The following is a 21,285-nucleotide window of genomic DNA, read 5'->3' on the forward strand; positions in this document are numbered from 1 at the left end:
AGCGCCGGCTAGACGGCGTCCCGCTCCACCGGACAGCTCATGCACCGGGGTCCTCCCCTGCCCCGGCCCAGCTCGCTGCCCGGGATCTCGATCACCTCGATGCCCTGCTTGCGCAGGTGGGTGTTGGTCGTGGAGTTACGTTCGTAGGCGACGACGACGCCCGGCTCGACGGCGAGCACGTTGCAGCCGTCGTCCCACTGCTCGCGTTCGGCGGCGTGCACGTCCTGGGTGGCGGTGAGCACGCGGATCTCGCTCAGTCCGAGCGCGGCGGCGATCGCGCGGTGCATGTGCTCCGGCGGATGGTCGGTGGCCTTCAGCTCCTTCTCGCCGGCGCCGGGCTCGATGGTGTACGAGCGCAGCATGCCGAGGCCCGCGTACTGGGTGAAGGTGTCTCCGTCCACCATGGTCATCACGGTGTCCAGGTGCATGAACGCGCGCCGCTTGGGCATGTCCAGCGCCACGATGGTGCGGGCCGAGCCGGCCGCGAACAGTTTGTGCGCGAGCATTTCCACGGCCTGCGGGGTGGTGCGCTCGCTCATGCCGATCAGCACCGCGCCGTTGCCGATGACCAGCACGTCGCCGCCCTCGATGGTGGACGGGTAGTCGGCCTGGCCCTCGGACCACCGGCGGAACGGTTCGTCGCAGAAGAGCGGGTGGTGCCGGTAGATCGCCTCAAAGTGCACGGTCTCGCGCTGCCGGGCCGGCCAGCGCATGGCGTTGACGGACACGCCGTCGTAGATCCAGGCGGAGGTGTCGCGGGTGAAGAGGTGGTTGGGCAGCGGGGCCAGCAGGAAGTCGTCCAGCTCCATGACGTGGAAGCGGACGGAGACCGGCTCGGCGTGCTCCTGCAGGAACTCCCGCTTGGTCATCCCGCCGACCAGCGCCTCGGCCAGCTCGCGCGCCGGGAGGGTCTCGAAAGCGGCGCGCAGGTGGTCGGTGGCGAGCGGGCCGTACTCCTTCTCGTGGAAGACGCGCTGCAGGACCAGTGACCGGGCCGCCGGGATCTCCAGCGTCTCGGTGAGCAGGTCGCCGAAGAGGTGCACGGTGACGCCGCGGTCGCGCAGTGCGTCGGCGAACCCGTCGTGCTCGGCGCGCGCCCGGCGCACCCAGAGCACGTCGTCGAAGAGGAGCGCCGTCTTGTTGCTGGGCGTGAGCCTTTTGAGCTCGAGGTCCGGCCGGTGCAGGATCACGCGGCGCAGCCGCCCGGCCTCGGAGTCGACGTGGAATCCCATGCCTCCATCCTGACCACCGGCTCCCGTCTTGACCCGCCACTCGCGCGTTTCTCTTCGCCCGGGCTTGAGGAGACCCTCTCCCCACATCGGGAGAAGAGGGGCATTCGGCCAAGGAGGCGGCGGTTACGCGGCGGGTTGCGGCTGGAGTCGTTCGGGGCGGGCGAGCAGGTGACGGGTGGTGCGGCCCGGGTGGGCGGCGGCCCGGGCGACGATCCAGCCGGCCAGGGTGTGGGGTTCCGCCGGGCGGGCCGTCAGGAGTTCGGTGTAGCCGGTGAGCGCGGTGGCGGGGTCGCCGGCGGCCAGGTGTTCGTCGGGGGTGCGCGGCGTCGTGGGCGCGGTGGCGAAGGCGTGGGTGCGCAGGTCGGGCCAGAAGGTGCGGTCCGCGCGGAAACGCAGCGGGTGGGGCGGTTCCGGCGAGGCCGGTGCGGCAACGTTGCGCAGGCGCCACTCCGTGCGGTGCAGCAGGGCCGCCGTACGGGCCCGGCGGAGGGCGGCCGGCGGGACCGGTTCGCGCAGCCAGCCGTCCAGCGTGGCCGCGAGGCCCGAGACGAGGGCACGGCCCTGGACGGTGAGGCGGTCGCTGGTCAGCAGGGTGCGCACCACGAGGCGGCTCTGCAGGCGGCGCAGGGCGAAGTGGTAGCCGGCGGTGTCGGCCGCCCGGTCGTCGCGGGCGCCGGCCAGCCGGTCCCGCCAGAAGCCGGCGACGCCGGTGAAGGCGTACGCGCCGTGCAGCAGACCCGTCAGATGGCGCGGGTCGGCCCGCCAGGGGGCGTAGTACCGCTCCTCCCGGTCGTCGTCGAGCAGCGGGAAGAGGTGCAGCAGGGCGGCCAGCTTGCTGTGCTGGAACTCGTGGACGAGGGTCTCGGCGAGGGCGAGCGCCGAGGACGGGCGGGAGATCACCATGCCGCCGTAGGAGTCGCCGCTGGAGGCGGACACCGGGACGACGGGCGGGGCGGGCGGTGTCGCGGCGGTACGGCCGTACGGCACGAGGGCGCGTATCAGCGCCGGTTCGATCCGCCCCGGCCCCGGGCGGCCCTGACCGTCGAGCAGGGCGACAGCGTCCTCGAACACCCGCTGCCACGCCCCCGCCTCCCCCTCCTCCAGCCGCGCCGGCGGCAGCGGATCGTCGAGGTCCCGATAGGGGTCGAGGTCGTCCAGGAGTACGGCAACGCGCCCGGCGGAGGTACGCACGCTGAGCACGCGCAACGGCAGCCAGTGGGATTGGGACGGGTCGGGGTGGGACGGGGCGGTGCGGGACGGGGCGGTGCGGGACGGGGCGTCGGGCTCGCCCCGCGCACCGGTGCCGCAGGACCCTCCCCCGGGCTCCCCCCGGGCACCGGTGCCGCGCGACGCACTCGTGGTGGGCGCGGCCGGGGTGGCGGTGTCGCGGGAGCGGTCGCTGTCCGTGCCCAGCGTGACGGTCGCGGGGCGGATCGTCACGGGCGCCGGGCCGGCGGGGCCTCGCGCGGCGCTGAGGGTCAGCGTTCCGTCGTGGGTGACGGCCTGCCCGGTCGTCAGGCCCGTTCGCGCGCCCGGGAGCCGGGCCAGACCGAGGCCCGGGAGGGCCAGACAGCCGTCGGTGAGCGGGACGCGCAGTTCCGCCGCCGTCCCGGCGAGCAGCGAGGCCGAGACGGCCAGGGCGCACAGGTGGCCCGTCTCCGCCCACAGGGCCGGTCCGGAGGCCGTGCCGTGCAGCCGGCGCAGGACGTGCGCGAGCCAGCCGCCGGTGGCGGGGGCGAGCAGCAGCCGGTCCACCGGTTCCGGCGCCCGCGCGGCGGCTTCCGTGACGACCTGCCAGGCCTCCGCGAGCGGAGTCAGCGGGGTGGGCAAGGCGGCGAAACGGTCCAGCACGGTGCGCAGGAGCAGCAGCCGGCGGGTCCGTTCGCCCCGTTCCAGCTGGGCCACCGCCTCCGCCGAGCCCCCGCCGGCGGCGAGTTCCGCGAAGAGCGCCGCGGGCATGCGAAGGTGGGCCTGGCTCTGCTCGCTGGTCATCGAGACCTCCGGTCGCGGGGGCGGACGTGCGGGGGCCCGGTGTACGTCACGGACCTGGCGTGCCCCTCGGCCGGGGGGCGTGCCCGGCCTACTCGGCCCGCGCGCCGCCCCCTTCGTTCCCGCCGCGCATGCCTCCGCGGGCGCGCAGCACCTCCCGCAGCAGGCGGTGGGCGGGGTCGAGCGGGGTGAGGCCGTCCACCTCGGTCAGGGGCAGCGCCGCGAGGTCGGCCAGATCCGACTCCCAGCCGTCGGCCCCCAGGGCGGGGCCCGGTTCACGTACGGCTGCGGCTTGCTGCGATGCGGGCAGCTGGTCCAAGACGGTCCCCCTTCTCGCACGGTGGCACGCAATGCCCCGCGTCCTTTTCCATCATGGCCATTCCTGCCCAGGTCGAAAACCGTACGATCACGCCACTCGATCATCTCTGATCGCGCGGGTGCCCCGCCCATGCGGCGAACTCGTGCAGCGCCGCCTCGAGTTCGCGTCCCCGCCCGGGGTCGTCGTCGACGGACACGACGGCGTCGTAAAGCTCCCACAGTGCCTGGGGCCGGCCGCGGGCGAGCCCGTTGAGGATGCCGGTCGCGTCGGTGCGGGCCTTGGGATGACGGGACAGTGTCCCTGTGACGCCTGGGCCGAGTGTGGCGACCACGGTCTGCCGTTCGGCCGGGTCGGCCATCAGGGGATACGCCAGCAGGGCGTCCACCGCCCGCTGCAGCGGGGAGGGGGGTCGCGGCGCGTGCGGAGCGGTGCTCGGGGTGAGGGTTTCGCCGCGCTCGGGGCTCTGCAGCCGGATCTCCGGATACTGCAGGGTCCGGCCCGCTTCCCTGAGGGCCGCGATGCGTGCCCGGACGGCCGGAAACAGTTCCTCCGGATCGGGCAGGGCGGGCAGCGCCCCCGCGTGTTCGGCCAGCAGGCCGAGCAGGACGTCGGAGAACAGCCCGGTGCCGCGCACCGGGTCGTTGGCGGCGGCCCGGCCCCGCCCCGCGGCCCGCAGCACCGTCTGGCGGTGCACCAGGGTGCGCCGGCCCACGGGCAGCGCGTCCGCAGGCAGCGGCTCGCGCAACGCGAGGTCCTCCTCGAAGGTCTCGCAGGCGTCGACGACCCACAACTGCCCGGTGAGGGACGGCACGGCGTCGCTGCGGTACCGCTCCAGCGCGGAGTCCAGGTCGATGCCGAGCTTGTCGCTGGTGGTGGCGTCCGCGCAGAACAGCCGCAGATGCCCGGACCGGTCCAGCGCGCCGTGACCGCCCCACCACACCCACAGCACCTCGCCCTGCGCCCGCGGCAGTTCCTGGACGAGCGCGCGGCGCAGCGTGGCCTGGTCGGCGGGGGCGTGCGGGAGCTGTGGCCGGTAGGGCGGCAACGGCGCGAGGTGCAGGCGCAGATGGTCCTCCGGTACGCCGGCGGCGCGCAGCAGGGCGTGGAAGCGCACCGCGTCGCGGGCCGGTCCGGGCAGGTCCCAGGCGGGGCCGGCGCCGTAGGACTCGATGCCGACGATCAGGGCGTGCACGCGCGCCGGGTCGACGGCCGGGGCGTGCGGCAGCGGACCGGTCACGGCAGGCGGTCCACGATGTGCCGGTACACCGCCGGGTTGGTCCAGTAGGCGCTGTGCGCGGCCGGGAACGGCTGGCGGCTGTCGACGGCGACGTCGGTGACCCGGCCCGGGAAGAGACCGGCGCCCACGTAGGAGAGCAGGTCGCGGGGGTCGTAGAGATTGAGCCAGGCGGGGACGTGCGGCGGCAGCGCGGCGGGGTGTTCCAGGGTGGGCAGGGAGCCCGACTCGTACAGGAACGGCGCCTGGGAGCCGGCCGTGACCAGCAGCCGGACCTGCGGCAGCGGGGCGGAGATCAGCGTGTCCAGGGCGATGATGCCGCCCAGGCTGTGACCGACGAGGACGACGGGCTCTTCGAGGCCCTCGACGAGCGAGCGCAGGCCGGCGCGGACGGCGGCGCCGCGGGTGAGGTAGCGCAGCACGTCCCCGGCGGCGGGGTGGGCGGCCTCGGTGAGGGCGCGCCGGCGGCGCACGACGGCGCGCGAGGCGGCGGACCCGGCGGTACGCAGCAGCAGGGAGCGCACGCCGCGCTGTGTGCCCCGGGGCGGTGCACCGAGTGCCTCGGCGAGCCGGTCGGTGACGGCGTCCCGGATGTCGCCGACCGGGACGAGCGGGGTGTCGGCGTCGAGTGCGTCGGCGATCACGCGGGCGGTCAGGCTGCGGGCGGCGACGGCGGCGAGATCGTCGGGGTCCAGAGCCTCGGCGGCGGGTGCGAGCAGGGGGTGGGCGGCGAGGTCGGTGGCGGCGCGGGCCAGGCCGGGGCCCAGCTCGGCGGCGGGCGTGTCGCCCTGGGCGGCCAGCGCGGCGAGCTGCGCCTGGAGCGTGTGCGCGGGCGGTACCGAGCCGGGCGGACGCTCGGCGGCGGGGGCCGCTTTCTGGGCGGCCAGGGCGAGTTCGGCATACGGGTCGGAGTAGAGGGCGGCCCAGGCGGCGGTGTCGTCACCGGCGTCCGCGGAGACCGGGACCTGGCCGATGACCGGGACCTGGCCGGTCCCTTGAGCCGGGCCGGCGGGGGGCGTCTCGGCGAGGCCGCGGGTCGTACCGGCGGACGGGGGCAGACTCGCTCCTCCCGCGGCGAGCGTGGCGCCGTGCGTGCCGCCCCAGTAGTGCGGCACGATGCGTAGTCCGTCGCGCAGTGCCGTCAGTCCGGCCGCCACGCGTCCCGCCGTCGCAGAGAAGCCCGGTTCGCGAACGCCTGTCCCATGGATGAAGACGACCGCCGTCATGTGCCCCCCCCCCGTGACACTGGTGCAGCGCCCTGTACGACTGCCGCTGGGACGTCAAGTTACCAGTACCATAAGGAGGTTGGGGTCGATAACCTGTGCGATCCCCGTCGGCGCCGGGGTTGCCGGCCCCGCCCACCGGACCACTGGGGGACACCATGAGCCCTGACGCGCTCGTCCTGCACATCGTGGGTGCCTCGGCGCTGATCCTGGTGGCCGCCCATGCCGCCGGCTGGCTGGCGCGCCGGCTCGGACAGCCGTACATCGTGGGCCAGTTGACCGCGGGCATCGCGCTCGGTCCGTCGCTGCTGGGCGCTGTGGCGCCCGGGATGCACGACACGCTGTTCCCGGCGGGCATCTCCCCGGCGCTGACCGGGTTCGCGCAGATCTCCCTCGTCGTCTTCCTGGTGTCGGTGGGTTACGAACTGGACCTGCGGATCCTCGGTGACCGGGCGCGGTCGGCGGTGGCCGTGGCGGCGGTGGCGTTCGTGGCGCCGATGGCGGTGGGCGCGGGCTGCGCGCTGCTGTTCCGGGAGCAGTTGCGGGACCTGGGCATGCCGCGTGATCTCTCGCCCGCCGTGGTGGTGTTCGCCGGGATCGCCCTGTCGATAACGGCCGTGCCGGTGCTGACGGCCATAGTGCGGGAGAACGGCCTGGCCCGCACGGTGCCCGGGGTGGTCGCGGTGTCCGCGGCCGGGCTGCTCGACGTGCTCGGGTGGACGGTGCTGGCCGGGACGCTGCTGAACAGCGGCGCCGGCGACGGGACGCTCGCCTGGCAGTGGCGGGCGCTGCTCGCGGTGGGCTTCATCGCGCTGATGCCGCTCGTGGCGCGGCCGCTGCTGCGCCGGCTGCTGTGGCGCACGACGATGGAGCCGTCGCTGCGGATGGCGCTGCTGCTGGGGTTCGCGCTGGGATCGGCGTGGGTGACGCACTTCCTGGGGCTGCACGTGATCTTCGGCGCGCTGCTGGCGGGTGCGGTGCTGCCGCGGGAGGCGGACGGCACGCTCGATCCGGACCTGGTCCGGCCGCTGCACGACATCAGCTCCCTGCTGCTGCCGTTCTTCTTCGTCGTCTCGGGGCAGTCCGTCGCGCTCAACTCCATGAACACCACGGGCTGGACCGCGCTGCTGGTGGTGACGGTGCTGGCGGTGGTGACCAAGGTCGGCCCGAGTACGGCGGCGGCACGGCTGAGCGGCCTGGAACGGGACGACGCGCGCACGGTCGGCGTCCTGATGAGCACCCGTGGCCTGACGGAACTGATCGCCCTCAACGCGGGTTACCAGGCCCGCCTGCTGAGCGAACAGCTCTACACGGTCCTGGTCTTCATGGCCCTGACCACGACCCTCCTCACCCAGCCCCTCCTGCGCCTGGTCACCCACCTGTCCCACCGCACCCCGACACGCGGCGACACCCCGGGCCCCACCCACCCGAACCCGACGGAAACACCGCTGCCGGGGGTGTGAAGCAAGGCCGGGCCCGCCCGGAGACAACCGGCGGCCCCAGCACCCTGCGGCCCCCGGGACCGGCGCTAGCCGGGAACGGCGCAAGCCGGGAACGGCGCAAGCCGGGAACGGCGCAAGCCGGGAACGGCGCAAGCCGGGAACGGCGCAAGCCGAGAGCGGCGCAAGCCGGGAACGGCGCAAGCCGAGAGCGGCGCAAGCCGAGAGCGGCCTGGCAGGCCGCGCACGGCCCCCGGGTAAGGCAGCGCCCCCGACCGCGCCCCTTCCGCTCCGGGGCCAGCCCTGCACCCGGGTCGCCCCCCGCCGGAGGCCAGTGCCGGCCCGGACGCCAACCCCGGGCCGGAGGCCAGCGCCGGCCCGGACGCCAGTGCCGGCCCGGACGCCAGTGCCGGCCCGGACGCCAGTGCCGGCCCGGACGCCAGTGCCGGCCCGGACGCCAACCCCGGTTGGAGGCCGACCCGGGCCGGGGGGCCAACCCCGGTCCGCAGGCCAACCCCGGCCGGGGGCCGCGAACACCGTACGTCCCCTGAGGCCGCCGGCAGGCTACAGCGGCATCGGGGCCATGTCGCACTCGATGCGGCGGCGCTTACGGGCCGACTGGAGCCAGGGGTGGTCGGGGCGGACGACGCCGGTGGCGAAGCCGTCCACCGCCTTGCGCTCCAGCTCGTCCGCCTCGCTGCCGCGGCCCAGGCCCCGCAGGTCCAGGGCCAGGTTGGCGGTGCAGGAGAGGGTCAGCGGGTGCGTCTCCCCCGCGGCCTCCGTGAGCAACGGCAGGTTGGCCTCGTCGATCTCGCGCGCCCGTTCGAAGTCCAGTCGCGCGTACGCCGTGTTGGCCTGGCCCAGGACGACGGTGAGGGTCGTGACATGGCTCGCCCCGATCGTCTCCGCGAGTCGCCGTGCCGCCTCGTCCTCCAGCTCCTGCGCCTCGTCGAGCGCGCCCAGCGCCCGCAGCGTGGCGGCCAGGTTGGCCTTGGTCAGCAGGGTGTAGGCGTGGTTCTTGCCCAGCCGCTGCTCGTAGCGCTGGATGGTCGTCTCGGCCAGCTTCCGCGAGGCCTCCAGGTCCCCGGCCAGGCGCAGGTCGACGGCGACGTTGGTCGCGGTGGCCAGCGAATCGAAGTGGTCGGCGCCATAACGGTTGGTGAACCGGCGCAGCGTGTCCCGGGCCAGCTCGGCGGCCGCGGCGTGCGCTCCGTCGCGCCGCCGGCACACCGCCAGGTTGCGCGCGACGCGCAGCGTGAGGGGGTGCTCCTCACCCATCGTGTCGCGCGCCCGGCGGTAGACGTCCTCCTGGAAGTCACGGGCGCCGGGGTAGTCGCCGCTCTCGCGCATGTCGATGGACAGCCCGTTGAGGGTGTTGAGGGTGAAGAAGCTCGCCGGGCCGAGCAGCAGGTCCCGCTGGCGTGCGTTCTCCTGGTCCAGCGGCAGCGCCTCCGAGAAGCGGCCGCACAGCCGCAGGTCGACGCCGTAGGCGTGGGTGGCGCGCAGCGTGATGGGGTCGTCGGCGCCGAACAGGGACCGGGCCAGTTCGAGCGCTTCCTTGGCCATCTCCTGGGCGTCCTGGAAGCGGCCCTGGTAGCCGTGGGCGTCGGCCATCTCGCACAGGGAGTCGATCAGGACCTCCGGCTCGGCTTCGATGCGCCGGGAGATGTCCAGCGCCCGCTCGGTGAGCGGAATGGACTCGCCGACCTCGCCGACCTGGCGCAGCAGGAACGCGAAGCACTTCGCCATGCGGATGACCTGGATGTCCTCCTCGCCGGAGGCGGCGATCCAGGCGTTCCAGGTCTGCCGGGCGAGGCTCGCGGCGCCTTCGTGGTCGCCCCAGTAGTAGAGGAACCACACGGTGTCGGCGACCAGGTCGCGCACATAGCCGTCGGTGCTGGTCACCGCCTGGGAGGCGAGGACGTGCGGGAGCAGCGCCTGGTACGCGCGCCATTCCAGGGAGGAGCCGGGCGCGCCGGGCTTGGCGGCCGAGAGCAGCTGGTGGGCCGCGTCCTGCATCCGCTCGCGCTCGTCGGCGCCGAGCTTGGCGAGGAGCACGGTCTGCAGCAGCCGGTGCATCTGCAGGGTGTCGGAGCGGGGATCCACCTTGATCAGCGAGAACTGGTTCAGGTCGCGGATCGCGCGGTTCAGCTTGATCGGCTCGCGCAGCATCGGGTCGACCTCGGGGGTGATGCTCACCCCGCGGCTGCCGCGCAGCATGGACCGCGGGATCGGCTCGGGGGCCATGCTGGCGCAGATGTCGAGCAGCTGCCGGGCGCCGGGGTTCTTCTCCCTGATCCGGTCCAGCGAGATGTTCCAGGCCGCGGCGACGGACACCGGGTAGTCGGGCGACGGGTCGAGTTCGAGGATCTCCGGGCTGCGCTGCGCGAGGAGGTCGAGGTACTCGTCGACCTGCATGCCGGTCACCGCCCGCCAGGCGCCCGCCTGCTCGACGGCCAGCGGCAGGTCGCCGAGGGCCTCGGCGAGGCGGTCGGCGTCCTCGGTGCTCAGGTCGGGCGAGCGCCTCTGCAGCAGCTCGACGGACTCGGCGCGTTCGAAGACGTTCACCGGCAGGGAGGTCGCCACCCGCTCCCAGCCGCGGTTGCGGGAGGTGACGATGACCTTGCCCGGCCCGTTGGCCGGGAAGTAGCTGCGCACCTTGTCGATGTCCTCGGCGTTGTCGAAGACGAGCAGCCAGTTCTCGTACGGCGCGCCGGTGCGCAGCGCCTCCAGTACGGCGGGCACGGCGGTGTTGGCCGCCGGGGCGGCGGCGCTGTCCTGGCCGATGGGCGCCACGCCCAGCTGGGAGGCCAGGTTGGCGAGCGCGGCCAGGATGAGGCTCTCGCGTTCCGCCGGGATCCAGCAGATCACCTTGTAGTCGTGCTGGTGGGTGTAGATGTACTCGAGCGCCAGCTGGCTCTTGCCGACACCGCCCAGGCCGTGCAGCGCGTTGGGCAGCACGGCCGTCGTGTCCTGGGCGCTGAGCTGCTCCTCCACGGCCCTGAGCAGCGCCTGGCGGCCGACGAACGAGGTGTTCCTGAGCGGTACGTTCACCAGGAGGGCCGGCGTCGCGGTCGTGGTGCTCTGCATGAGCGGTTCAGCCTCCGGGGCTTGTGGTTGGGTAGCGTCGGTCACCAGGCTCACGTGGTCTCCAGCGGTCTCGGGTTCGGTCGACGCTGGATCACTGCCTTCGGAACCCGGGGAAGCGAGCACCGCGTCCCCCTGGTTCACCGCTGCGGGTGAAGCATTCGACAAACCGCTGCCCACCCGTTCAGCCGTATGGACACCGTGGGCGGGCCGGGACAGCCGCGGCTCGATACGCCGGGCGCGCTCGCCGTACGGTCCGGACAGCGCCCGCATGACGGCCAGTTCGCTGCGGGCCCAGCCGCGGGCGGCGGGGTCGGGCAGGGTGGCGCCGCCGGGATCGCGCAGGGCGGCGCGCAGCGCCACGCCCCGCTCGCCGGCGGCGGGCAGGTCGCCCACCACGCTGACGGTGCGGGCGAGTTGGGAGCGGGTGGTGGTGGCGAGCAGCGCCTCGCGCACCCCGTCGGCGAACTCGGGGTGGTCCTCGCCGCTGTCCCAGTCGATCAGTCCGCCCATGAGGATCTCGGCGAGGTGGTCGGGGCGGGTCTCCGGCATGGTCCGCCGGCGCAACTGCTCCACGAGGTCGAAGTCGAAGGGGACAGCGGCGAGTTGCGCGGCCAGGGCGCGGGCGGCGGGGGTGGCGAGGGTGAGGAAGCGGCGTACGGCGTCGGCCGCGGCGCGCGGGAAGCGCGGGGCGCGCAGTCCGGGGGCCGGCGCGCCCTTGGTGAGGGTGCCGGCCAGCACGACGGGCAGCGCGCGGCGCACTCCGCGTTCGCCCGTGACGAGGTCGGCCCAGGCGGCGATCGAGCCGGGCCGCAGCGAGAGCAGGGGCACGGGGACGGCGCCGTCGCCGGCGGCGGGCAGCGGCCGCAGCGGATCGGGGCCGCCGGGCGGCGCCCAGTGCCGCAGCGCGGCGTTGGCGGCGCCGAAGCCGCCGGCCTCCAGGGTGGCGTCGTAGGGGTTGAGCGAGGTGCGGTGGCGCAGGTGGGGCGGCAGCAGGTGGACGACGGCGGTGGGGCCCGCGTGCGCGAGGCGGCCGAGCAGGGTGTCGGCGGCGGGCGCGGCCCAGCCGTGGGCGAGTCCGTCGGTGACGAGGAGGAAGACGCGGCCGCCGCGGCCGTCGAGGAGTTCGGCCGGGTCGGCGGCCTCCCGCCCGGTGGGCCAGCGCAGGGTGGCGGTCCCGGTGCGCGGCACGGTGACGCGGACGGTGCGCACCCCGCGGAAGGCGCCGCTGTGTTCCGCGGCCGCGGCGAGCCGGCCGACGGCGTCCTCCCAGATCCGCATGGTGGGCCCGGCGTCGACGAGCAGCATCAGGTCGAAGGCGCTGGTGCGGGCGGGGCGCAGGAAGGGCAGCCACATGCCGTCCACGACTCCCTGTTCGGCGGTGGTCTCCTCGTCGAGTTCGAGGGTGTCGCGGGAGGGGATGCGGCGGGCGAGGCGGTGCAGGGCGCGGGCGAGCAGGGCGGTGGCCCGGCCGGGTCCGGGCTGGGGCGGTTCGTCGGCGGGCAGCAGCGGGCGCCCGAGGTGCAGCGTGCGGGTGCCGGTGGGATCGGGTAACAGCCGGGCGGCACGGTCCGCTTCGCCGGCCGTGAAGCCGGCCACGGGCACGTCCCCGGGCGGCGTGAAAGGGGGCGGATCGGGCGGCAGCGCGGCGGCCGCGTCGCGGGCGGGGTCCTCGGCGGGCGGGGTGACCGGGGGGCGTTCGGCCGGGGTCTGCTCGGGCGCGGGGGTGCGGTCCGGGCGCTCGCCGGCGCCCGCCTGCGGGCCGGGAGCCGGACCGGCTGCCCGGTGCGGGTCGTGCCGGGTCCAGTGCGCGGCGAGCCACACCGCGTCGGCGATCTCCTGCCAGTGCGGCAGGGAGGGCTCCGGTTCGGGGAACGCCGAAGGAGACGACGAAGACCCCGTGACGGGTCCGCCGTCGCCCAGTCCGGATGCGCGCTCCCTACCGGTCAATTCAGCGGCCCTTCGCGAGGTCGCGGAGCAGCGTTTCCACGAGCTTACGCCCGTCACCATCCGTCTGGAAACCACCCGCCGTAGTCATCTGGACAGCGTTGAGTAGCTGATCCAGGCTGTGGGTGCCGCCCGCCTGGACGCGCTGGACGAACTCCTCCACCAGTTCCTCGGCGCCCTGCGGCCGGGTGCCGAGGTGACCCTCGATCATCGCCAGCAGCCGCTCACGGCCGGGCGGACGCATCTCCAGGGGCAGGCACCGGCGCCGGAAAGCGGCCGGAAACTCACGTTCCCCGTTGCTGGTGATCACCACGACCGGGAACTCCCGGCACTCCACGCGCCCGTGCCGCACCTCGGCGCGGCCCCCGGGGTCGCTGGTGTGGACGCGTGCCGTGGAGGCGGCGTCTCGCACCAGCTCCGGGACGTCATAACTTCCGTTCTCCAGGACGTGCAGCAGGTCGTTGGGCAGGTCGATGTCGCTCTTGTCGAGTTCGTCGACAAGCAGCACCCGGGGACGATCGTAGGGCAGCAGGGCGGTGCCCAGGGGCCCCAGGGTGACGAAGTCACCCAGTTGCGGCGGGAGTTGACTCTCTCTTGGTTCTGGCGGGGAATCGGCGCCGGGCAGGGCGGCCTGCCAGGCGGCGATCGCCTGGGCGCGGCCCATGGCGTCATGGACGTACAGGCCGTCCTTGAGGCTGGTGCGGCTGACGATGCTCCACTCCAGCACCCGGCCGAGGCCCAGTTCACGGGCGATCAGATAGGCGAGGGTGGACTTGCCGACGCCGGGCGGCCCGGTGATCAGCAGGGGTCTGCGCAGCACCAGCGCGGCGTTGACGACGTCGATCTCGTCGGCGTCGAGCTGCGGGGCGGGGTCGCCGGGGCCCAGGCGGCGCAGCGCGGCCTCGGGGTCGTCGGGTGGCGCAGGCTGCGAGGGGCCGCCGCGGAACCGGCGCCAGGGCGGGGGTTCGGGCAGGCGGGGCGGGGTGGTGGGGGGCCGGCCGGTGGCGTCGAAGACGCGCCAGCCCGCCTGTGGCTCGTCCGCCACCGGTGGCGCTTCCCGCGGGCCGGTGGATGCCGTGTGCTCCTGCGCGCTCATGCCGGTGCCTCCTCGCTGGCGAGATCGCCGGGGTCGGGGGTCTGGATGTCGACGAGCCGGGTCGGATCGTCCCAGAAGAAGCCGATGTGCCGGCCGAGAAGGCGGCGGGGCCCCTGGGTGTGGCGGGCCGCGCTCTGGCGCAGCCGGTGGACGACGGCGGGGATCTGCGCGGGGGTGGGCACGGCGGCGAACACGGCGGTCACCACTTCCCGCCGCTCCTCGGGGAACACTCCCCTGCGGTCCCAGATCGCGAGCCCTATCCCCTCCGCGATGGCGGCCTTGAGCGCCTCCAGCGCGGGCTCGGTGTCCGGGGCGTCCAGCACGACCGCCGTGCGGGAGGTCTCCCAGGCGAGTTCGGCCTGCCACGCGTCGAGCCGCTCGGCGTCCGGTTCGCTCCAGTGGTGCACCTCGACGCCGTCCTGCCGCAGGGTGTCCCACCGCTGCCGCCACTGCTCGCGCACCGCGCCGTCGCGCGAACGCATCCGCTCCAGTGAGCGCAGATGGATCCCGTACCGGCTGCCGAGCGCGAGGGGCCGCCCGTCACCGATCCGGTACGGCAGCGCGGCCACGTCATGGTTGAGGAGGTCGTACGGAAGGACGAACTCGATGTACGGCGGTGGGGGCCGGCGTCCGCCCGGGTGCGGCTCGGGCGGGACGGTCCACAGGCGGGCGCCTTGGCGCAGGGCCGCCTCGACGGCGGGGCCGAGGCCGTCGAGGGTGGTGGTGACGGGTTCGCGGGGCTGCGGGTCCCAGTGGCCGGGGACGGTGTTGAGCCAGGGGCGCACCAGCACCTCGCCGGTGCCGTCCCGGGCGGGTTCCACGGCGACGATCAGACAGCGCGGGATGTCGGGGTCGCCGGCCGCCGCGGGGCGGACCAGGCGGCGCTGTTCGAGCTGTGCGGTGAGACCGGCGCGGCGGGCCCAGTCGTCGGCCCAGCCGGACAGGGCGGTGCGGTGGGCGGGCGTGGCGGCGAGGGCCGCTGCGCGGTCGAGGAGGAGGACGGCGGGCGGGAGGCCGTCGGGCTGGGCGTTGCACTCCAGGACGTAGCCGAAGAGCTGGTCGGGGGTGAGGCCGAGCGGGAGGACGAGTCCGTTGAGTTCCTGGACGAGGTCGTCGCGCAGGGGGGCGGCGGGCAGCTCGCCCTTGGCGAGGACGGCGCGGGCGCTGTTCTCGTCGACGCGGGTGAGCGGGCCGGGCAGCAGGTCGTCGCCGGCCGGGGGTGCGGCGGGTTCCAGCAGCCGGTCGAGCCGGTCGCCGGCCGGGCCTCCCTCGAAGACGCGCACCATGCCCACCAGGACGCGTTCGCCGCCCGCGACGTTCAGCGCGGCCCGTACCAGGGTCACGACGTCCTCGCGCTGTTTGACGCCGCGGATGTCGATCTGGCGGAGCAGATGGTCGCCGAGGACGGCCGCGAACTGGACGCGCCCCTGGGCGTCCTCCATGCAGCTCAGCTCGCACAGCGCGTCGGTGAGATGTAACAGCAGGTCCACGCCCTGCGCGTGCCCGGATGTGTCCTCGGGCCCGACCGACCCCGCGCCTGTCTTCACCGACTTTCCCCCTGAGCCGGTTCACCTGCCTGACCGACCAGCGAAGTTAGCACGGCAACCAGCGGTTCACCAGGGACGAACGGGACCTGCGCCACGAAGTCCGGCCAGGACCGCCCCACCGGGGACGACCTGGCCGGTACTGATCGCTCCGACGGCCGGGAACCGTCGTCATGCACCGCTCAGAGTCGGGGGTCCACGGGCTCCGACTCCAGCGCCAGTACGCCGAACACCGCCTCGTGCACCCGCCACAGCGGCTCGCCCTCCGCGAGCCGGTCCAGGGCCTCCAGCCCGAGGGCGTACTCGCGCAGCGCCAGCGACCGCTTGTGGTTCAGGAACCGCTGCCGCAGCCGGGCCAGCTGGTCCGGACGCGTGTATTCCGGACCGTAGATGATCCGCAGATACTCGCGGCCCCGGCACTTGATGCCGGGCTGGACCAGCCGTCCCTCCGGGCCGCGCACCAGCGCGCCCAGCGGCTTGACGACCATGCCCTCGCCGCCGCGGCCGGTCATCTCCAGCCACCAGTCGACGCCCGCCCGCACCGACTCCGGGTCGCCGGTGTCGACGTACAGCCGCCGGGTGGTCTGCAGCAGACCGGTGTTGTCGTGCTCCACCAGCCGGTCGAGCAGGGCGAGCTGCTCGTCGTGCGGCAGGGCCGCGAGGCTGCGGCCCTGGACGGCGAGGAGCTGGAACGGCGCCAGGCGCACCCCGTCCAGGCCGTCGGTGGTCCAGCAGTAGCGACGGTACGCCTCGGTGAACGCGGCGGCGTCGGCGGCGCGTTCACGCTGCCGGGCCAGCAGGCCGGTGACCTCGACGCCCCGGCTCGCGGCGCCCTCCAGCGCGGCCAGCGCGCCCGGGAACACCGCGCTCGATGCCGCACCGACGGCCGCGTACTGCGAGCGCAGCAGCCCGGACGCCTTCAGCGACCACGGCATCAGCTCGGCGTCGAGCAGCAGCCAGTCCGTGTCGAGTTCCGTCCACAGACCGGCCTCGCCGATCGCCGTGCGCAGCCGGCCGAGGATCTGCTCGGTGACCGACGCGTCGCTGAAGAAGGGCCGGCCGGTACGGGTGTACAGGGACCCGGTGGGGCCGTCCACGCCGAACCGCTTGCGCGCCGCCTCCGCGTCCCGGCACACCAGGGCCACCGCCCGCGAGCCCATGTGCTTCTCCTCGCACACGACCCGCTCGACGCCGTCCGCCGCGTAACTCGCGAACGCCTCCACCGGGTGCTCCAGGTAGCCCTCCACCTTGCTGGTCGCGGTCGGCGCCATGGTCGGCGGCAGATACGGCAGCAGCCGCGGGTCGGTCGCGAAGCGGCTCATCACCTCCAGCGCGGCGGCCGCGTTCTCCTCGCGCACCGCGACCCGCCCGGCGTGCCGGGTCTCCACCGCGCGGCGGCCGTGCACATCGGCCAGGTCCAGCGGCCGGCCGTCGTGCCCGCCGGGCGCCTCGGCGCGCAGCGGCTTGACCGGCTCGTACCAGACCCGCTCCGCCGGTACGTCGACCAGCTCCCGCTCCGGCCAGCGCAGCGCGGTGAGCTTGCCGCCGAAGACGGCGCCGGTGTCCAGGCAGATCGTGTTGTTGAGCCAGGTGGCCTCCGGGACGGGCGTGTGGCCGTAGACCACGGCGGCCCGGCCGCGGTAGTCCTCGGCCCACGGGTAGCGCACCGGCAGCCCGAACTCGTCGGTCTCGCCGGTGGTCTCGCCGTACAGGGCGTGCGAGCGGACCCGGCCGGAGGTGCGGCCGTGGTACTTCTCCGGCAGACCGGCGTGACAGACCACGAGCCGGCCGCCGTCGAGGACGTAGTGGCTGACCAGGCCCTCGATGAACTGCCGTACCTCGCGCTGGAACTCCTCGCTCTCGCCCTCCATCTGGGCGATCGTCTCGGCGAGGCCGTGGGTGTGCTGGACCGCGCGGCCCTTGAGGTGGCGGCCGAACTTGTTCTCGTGGTTGCCCGGCACGCACAGTGCGTTGCCCGACGTGACCATGGACATCACGCGGCGCAGCACGCCCGGGCTGTCCGGGCCGCGGTCGACGAGGTCGCCGACGAACACGGCGGTACGGCCCTCGGGGTGGACGCCGTCGACGTATCCCAGTTTGCCGAGCAGGGCCTCCAGTTCGGACGAGCAGCCGTGGATGTCGCCGACGATGTCGAACGGGCCGGTGAGGTGGGTCAGGTCGTTGAAGCGCTTCTCGGTGACGACCGTGGCCTGCTCGATCTGGTCCACGCCGCGCAGGACGTGCACCTTGCGGAAGCCCTCGCGTTCCAGGTGGCGCAGGGAGCGCCGCAGTTCGCGGATGTGCCGCTGGATGACCCGGCGTGGCATGTCGGCCCGGTCGGTGCGGGCCGCGTTGCGCTCGGCGCACACCTCCTCGGGCACGTCGAGGACGATGGCGATGGGCAGCACGTCGTGCTGCCTGGCCAGGTCGATCAGCTGCCGCCGGGCGTCCTGCTGGACGCTGGTGGCGTCGACGACGGTGCGGCGTCCGGCGGCGAGCCGCTTGCCGGCGATGTAGTGCAGGACGTCGAAGGCGTCGCGGGTGGCGCTCTGGTCGTTCTCGTCGTCGGAGACCAGGCCGCGGCAGAAGTCGGAGGAGATGACCTCGGTGGGCTTGAAGTGGCGTCGGGCGAACGTGGACTTGCCCGAGCCGGAGGCGCCGACGAGGACGACGAGGGAGAGGTCGGTGACGGGCAGCGCACGGCCCTCGGTGATGGTGGTCCCGGTCATGCCGCCTTCGCCTCCTTCTCGCTCGTGTCGACCTTCTCGCTCTGGCCGAACTTCTCGGTCTGGTCGAACTTCTCGGTCTTCTCGGTCTTCTTCAGGAACACGGCCATCTGGGTGGGCGGCCCGACCTCGGGGTCGTCCGGGCCCACCGGGCGGAACTCCACGTCGTAGCCGTGCCGTTCGGCCACCGTGGCCGCCCAGGCTCGGAACTCCCCCCGTGTCCACTCGAAGCGGTGGTCGCCGTGCCGGACGTGTCCGGCCGGGAGGGACTCCCAGCGCACGTTGTACTCGACGTTCGGGGTGGTCACGACGACCGTGCGGGGGCGGGCCGAACCGAACACGGCGTACTCCAGCGCGGGCAGCCGGGGCAGGTCGAGGTGCTCGATCACCTCGCTGAGCACGGCCGCGTCGTAGCCCTTGAGCCGGGTGTCGGTGTAGGCGAGGGAGCCCTGGAGCAGCTTGACCCGCGCCGCCTGCCGCTCGCCCATCCGGTCCAGCTTCAGCCGCCGGGAGGCGATGGTGAGCGCCCGCACCGACACGTCGACGCCGACGATCTCGGTGAACCGCGCGTCCTTCAGCAGCGCCTGCACCAACTGGCCCTGCCCGCACCCGAGGTCGAGCACGCGGGCGGCTCCCCTCTCGTGCAGGACGGCCGTGATGGCGTCGCGGCGCTGCACGGCGAGCGGGGTCGGCTTCTCCTCCTCCTCGGTCTCCGCGGCGACGGCGTTGTCGATCTCCTCGACGTGCGTGTCGTCGGTCTCGGCGAGCCGCACCAGTTCCAGGCGCTCCATCGCCTGCCGGGTGAGCGCCCAGCGACGGGACAGGAAGCGGCTGGTGATGAGCTTCTGCTCCGGGTGGCCGGGCAGCCAGCCCTGACCGGCTCGCAGCAGCTTGTCGACCTCGTCGGCGGCGACCCAGTAGTGCTTGGCGTCGTCCAGCACGGGCAGCAGGACGTACAGGTGCCGCAGCGCCTCGGAGAGGGTCAGCGCGTCCGACTCCAGGACGAGACGCACGTACCGCGAGTCGCCCCACTGCGGGAACTCGCTGTCCAGGGCGACCGGTTCGGCGCTCACCGTCCAGCCGAGGGGCTCGAAAAGAGCGCGTACCAGGCCGGGGCCGCCCCGGGCGGGCAGTGCGGGCACCTCGATGCGCAGCTCGCGCGCCAGGTCCGGCAGGTCCGGCCGGGCGGCGCACACCCCGCGCATCGCGCTGGAGAACACGCTGCTCAGGGCGACGGCCAGGAGCGAGGACGCCGCGTAGGGGCGGTCGTTGACGTACTGCGCGAGGGCCGCGTCGGGGGCGCCGCCGCGGCCCTTGCCCTTGCCGCGCCGCACCAGCGCCACCGGATCGACCTCCAGCAGCAGCGCCGCAGTGCAGCGCTCGGCGTCCGCCTCGGGGTAGAGGACGTGCGCGGTGCCGTAGGAGGTGGAGAACGCCTGCGCCTTGTCCGGATGCTTGTGCAGCAGGAAACCGAGGTCGGTCGCCGGGCGTTCCGCCGTGCCGGTGGTGCTGATGGTCAGGAACATGTGAGCGAGTGTCCCGGCCGTCAGGCGGCCGGGCCACCGGTTTTCGCCACGACCTCCGGGAGCGTCTTGTGCAGGACGTCCGCGAAGCGGGTGCCGATACGGCGGTGGGTGGCGCCGTCGGGGTGGAGTCCGTCGGGCAGCGGCAGCTCGTCGTGGTCGTCCTCGCCGTACAGCTCGCGGCCGTCGAGGTAGCGCAGGTGGGGGTCGTCGGCGGAGCGCTCGGTGACGATCCGGGACAGCTCCTCGCGGATCACGGTGAGCGTCAGCTTCCCGGCGGGGACCTCCGCCGGGTCACCGGCGGCGCGGAAGTTCAGCCGCCCCTCGGCGAGCGCCGCGAAGTCGAAGGCGCCGGGGCCGGGCGTGTCCTCGTGCATCGGGCAGTACAGCGGGGAGACGACCGTGAGCGGTGTCGTCGGGTGGCCCTCGCGAACGGTGTCGAGGAAGCCGTGGACGGCCGGCCCGAAGGCGCGCTTGCGCATCAGGTCGAGGTTGACCACGTTGATGCCGATCTTGAGGGTGATCAGGTCGGCGGGGGTGTCCCGGATCGCGCGGGCGGTGAACGGGTCGAGCAGCGCGCTGCCGCCGAAGCCGAGGTTGATCAGCTCCACACCGGCCAGCCGGGCGGCGAGCGCCGGCCAGGTGGTGGTGGGTCCGTCCGCGTCGGAGCCGTGGCTGATGGAGCTGCCGTGGTGCAGCCAGACGGGACGGCCCCGGTCGGGGGCGGCCTCGACGGGGGCGTCGGTGCGCAGGGCGACCAGCTCGGCGTGCTCGTTGTGCGGCAGCCAGATCTCGACGTCCTTGTCCCGGTCGGGCAGACCGGTGAAGCTCAGGGTGCACACCGGGCCGGGGCGGGTGTCGGTGGCGCCGGTGGTCAGGTCGATGGTGACGGTGTTGCCGTCGGCGGCGGTGGCCCGGCCGGCCGGCCGGCCGTCGACGAGCAGCTCGTACACGCCGTGCGGGCGGGGCGGGGCGCCGCGGTAGACGCGCTTGGTGGCCAGCACGTCCAGCTCGACGGCGGTGGCGCGGGTGCGCAGCGCCAGGCGGACGCCGGAGGGCTGCGTCTCGGCCAGGGCGAGCTGCGGGTCGTTGTTCTGGGCGCGGGCACGGGCGGGCAGCCGGTGCGGCAGCAGCCCGTGCGCGGTGCGCTCCAGCTCCAGGGCGCCGCGCACGTGGGCGGCGGTGAGGGGGGTGGTGATCCAGTCGGCGGTCATGGGTGTCCTCCGGGTGCGGGCCAGTTCCGCAGCAGGGCGTCCAGGGCGTCCAGGACGCGTTCCCAGCTCTCCTGGCTGTCGGGGGCACTGTGAGCAAAGCCACCGCCCAGCTCGAGGCTGACGTAACCGTGGAAGACGCTGCCCAGCAGCCGGACCGCGTGGGTCTGGTCGGGTTCGGTCAGGTCGTAGCCGCGCAGCAGCGCCCGGGTCATCCGCGCGTGCCGTACGCCCGCGCTCGCGGCGGCGGTGTCGGGGTCGAGGGGGAACCGGGTCGCGGCGTAGCGGCCGGGGTGTTGTCGGGCGTAGTCGCGGTAGGTGTTCGCGAGGGCGGTCAGCGCGTCCTTGCCGGCCCGGCCGGCGAGCGCGTCGGCGGCCCGGTCGGCGAGTTCGTCCAGCGCGAGCAGGGCGATGCCGGTCCTGAGGTCCTGGGAGTTCTTCAGGTGCGAGTACAGGCTCGCGACCTTGACGTCGAAACGCCGGGCGAGCGCCGAGACGGTCACCTGGTCGAAGCCGACCTCGTCGGCGAGTTCCGCGCCCGCCCGGATCAGGCGGTCGGGTGTCAGTCCTGCGCGCGCCATGACCGTCCTCTCATCTGCCATCAACGAGTATGCATCTGCCTAAAGCTTTTAGGCAAGTGGGGATGACGTTTAGGGTCAGGTGGTTCGCGGGGTCCTGCCGGCTGCGGACCCGCCCCGGGGGCTCGTCTGCTCGC

Annotated in this window: 13 protein-coding genes; 1 reads left to right on the plus strand and 12 read right to left on the minus strand. The window is 74.1% G+C overall.

Translation table 11 applies throughout. The annotated features are described in order from the left end of the window. Positions 1–8: 8 nt before the first annotated feature. The 5 genes from AC0B9F_RS09845 to AC0B9F_RS09865 all read right to left on the minus strand — a co-directional run bounded on the left by AC0B9F_RS09845 (position 9) and on the right by AC0B9F_RS09865 (position 5,931). On the minus strand, positions 9–1,232 hold the full coding sequence (locus AC0B9F_RS09845) for an arginine deiminase (RefSeq protein ID WP_472000528.1): 1,224 nt from the start codon (positions 1,230–1,232) through the stop codon (positions 9–11). Positions 1,233–1,355: 123 nt separating this feature from the next. Next, on the minus strand, positions 1,356–3,224 hold the full coding sequence (locus AC0B9F_RS09850; protein ID WP_472000531.1) for an aKG-HExxH-type peptide beta-hydroxylase: 1,869 nt from the start codon (positions 3,222–3,224) through the stop codon (positions 1,356–1,358). An 88-nt stretch (positions 3,225–3,312) separates the two neighbouring features. Further along, positions 3,313–3,540, minus strand: a complete 228-nt coding sequence (locus tag AC0B9F_RS09855) for a hypothetical protein (protein ID WP_472000534.1) — start codon at positions 3,538–3,540, stop codon at positions 3,313–3,315. Positions 3,541–3,640: 100 nt separating this feature from the next. Then, a complete protein-coding gene (locus AC0B9F_RS09860; RefSeq protein ID WP_472000536.1) occupies positions 3,641–4,777 on the minus strand; it encodes an effector-associated domain 2-containing protein in 1,137 nt (378 codons plus the stop codon). Further along, on the minus strand, positions 4,774–5,931 hold the full coding sequence (locus AC0B9F_RS09865) for an RBBP9/YdeN family alpha/beta hydrolase (protein WP_472000538.1): 1,158 nt from the start codon (positions 5,929–5,931) through the stop codon (positions 4,774–4,776). Before AC0B9F_RS09865 ends, AC0B9F_RS09860 begins: the two co-directional genes overlap by 4 nt. Positions 5,932–6,155: 224 nt before the next feature. Here AC0B9F_RS09865 and AC0B9F_RS09870 point away from each other — a divergent pair, with 224 nt between their 5' ends. Further along, entirely contained in the window at positions 6,156–7,460 is a 1,305-nt protein-coding gene (locus AC0B9F_RS09870) for a cation:proton antiporter (protein WP_472000540.1), read from the plus strand. 540 nt (positions 7,461–8,000) lie between these two features. Here the strand turns inward: AC0B9F_RS09870 and fxsT are convergent. From fxsT to AC0B9F_RS09905, 7 genes are all read right to left on the minus strand, one after another. After that, positions 8,001–12,473, minus strand: a complete 4,473-nt coding sequence (fxsT, locus tag AC0B9F_RS09875) for an FxSxx-COOH system tetratricopeptide repeat protein (protein WP_472000544.1) — start codon at positions 12,471–12,473, stop codon at positions 8,001–8,003. Position 12,474: 1 nt separating this feature from the next. Further along, positions 12,475–13,566: an AAA family ATPase gene (locus AC0B9F_RS09880; RefSeq protein WP_472000546.1), complete on the minus strand. Its 1,092-nt coding sequence runs from the start codon at positions 13,564–13,566 to the stop codon at positions 12,475–12,477. Continuing rightward, on the minus strand, positions 13,563–15,056 hold the full coding sequence (locus AC0B9F_RS09885; protein WP_472000549.1) for a VMAP-C domain-containing protein: 1,494 nt from the start codon (positions 15,054–15,056) through the stop codon (positions 13,563–13,565). Before AC0B9F_RS09885 ends, AC0B9F_RS09880 begins: the two co-directional genes overlap by 4 nt. Positions 15,057–15,292: 236 nt before the next feature. Further along, entirely contained in the window at positions 15,293–17,839 is a 2,547-nt protein-coding gene (locus tag AC0B9F_RS09890) for a polynucleotide kinase-phosphatase (RefSeq protein ID WP_472000551.1), read from the minus strand. Then, positions 17,836–19,362, minus strand: coding sequence for a 3' terminal RNA ribose 2'-O-methyltransferase Hen1 (locus tag AC0B9F_RS09895; protein WP_472000554.1), 1,527 nt, complete (start codon positions 19,360–19,362; stop codon positions 17,836–17,838). The genes AC0B9F_RS09890 and AC0B9F_RS09895 overlap by 4 nt, the downstream gene beginning before the upstream one ends. A 20-nt stretch (positions 19,363–19,382) precedes the next feature. Beyond that, positions 19,383–20,573, minus strand: coding sequence for an SGNH/GDSL hydrolase family protein (locus AC0B9F_RS09900; RefSeq protein ID WP_472000557.1), 1,191 nt, complete (start codon positions 20,571–20,573; stop codon positions 19,383–19,385). Further along, positions 20,570–21,151: a TetR/AcrR family transcriptional regulator gene (locus AC0B9F_RS09905; protein ID WP_472000560.1), complete on the minus strand. Its 582-nt coding sequence runs from the start codon at positions 21,149–21,151 to the stop codon at positions 20,570–20,572. The genes AC0B9F_RS09900 and AC0B9F_RS09905 overlap by 4 nt, the downstream gene beginning before the upstream one ends. Positions 21,152–21,285 lie beyond the last annotated feature (134 nt).

It is taken from the genome of Streptomyces sp. NPDC097129 (assembly GCF_055668065.1).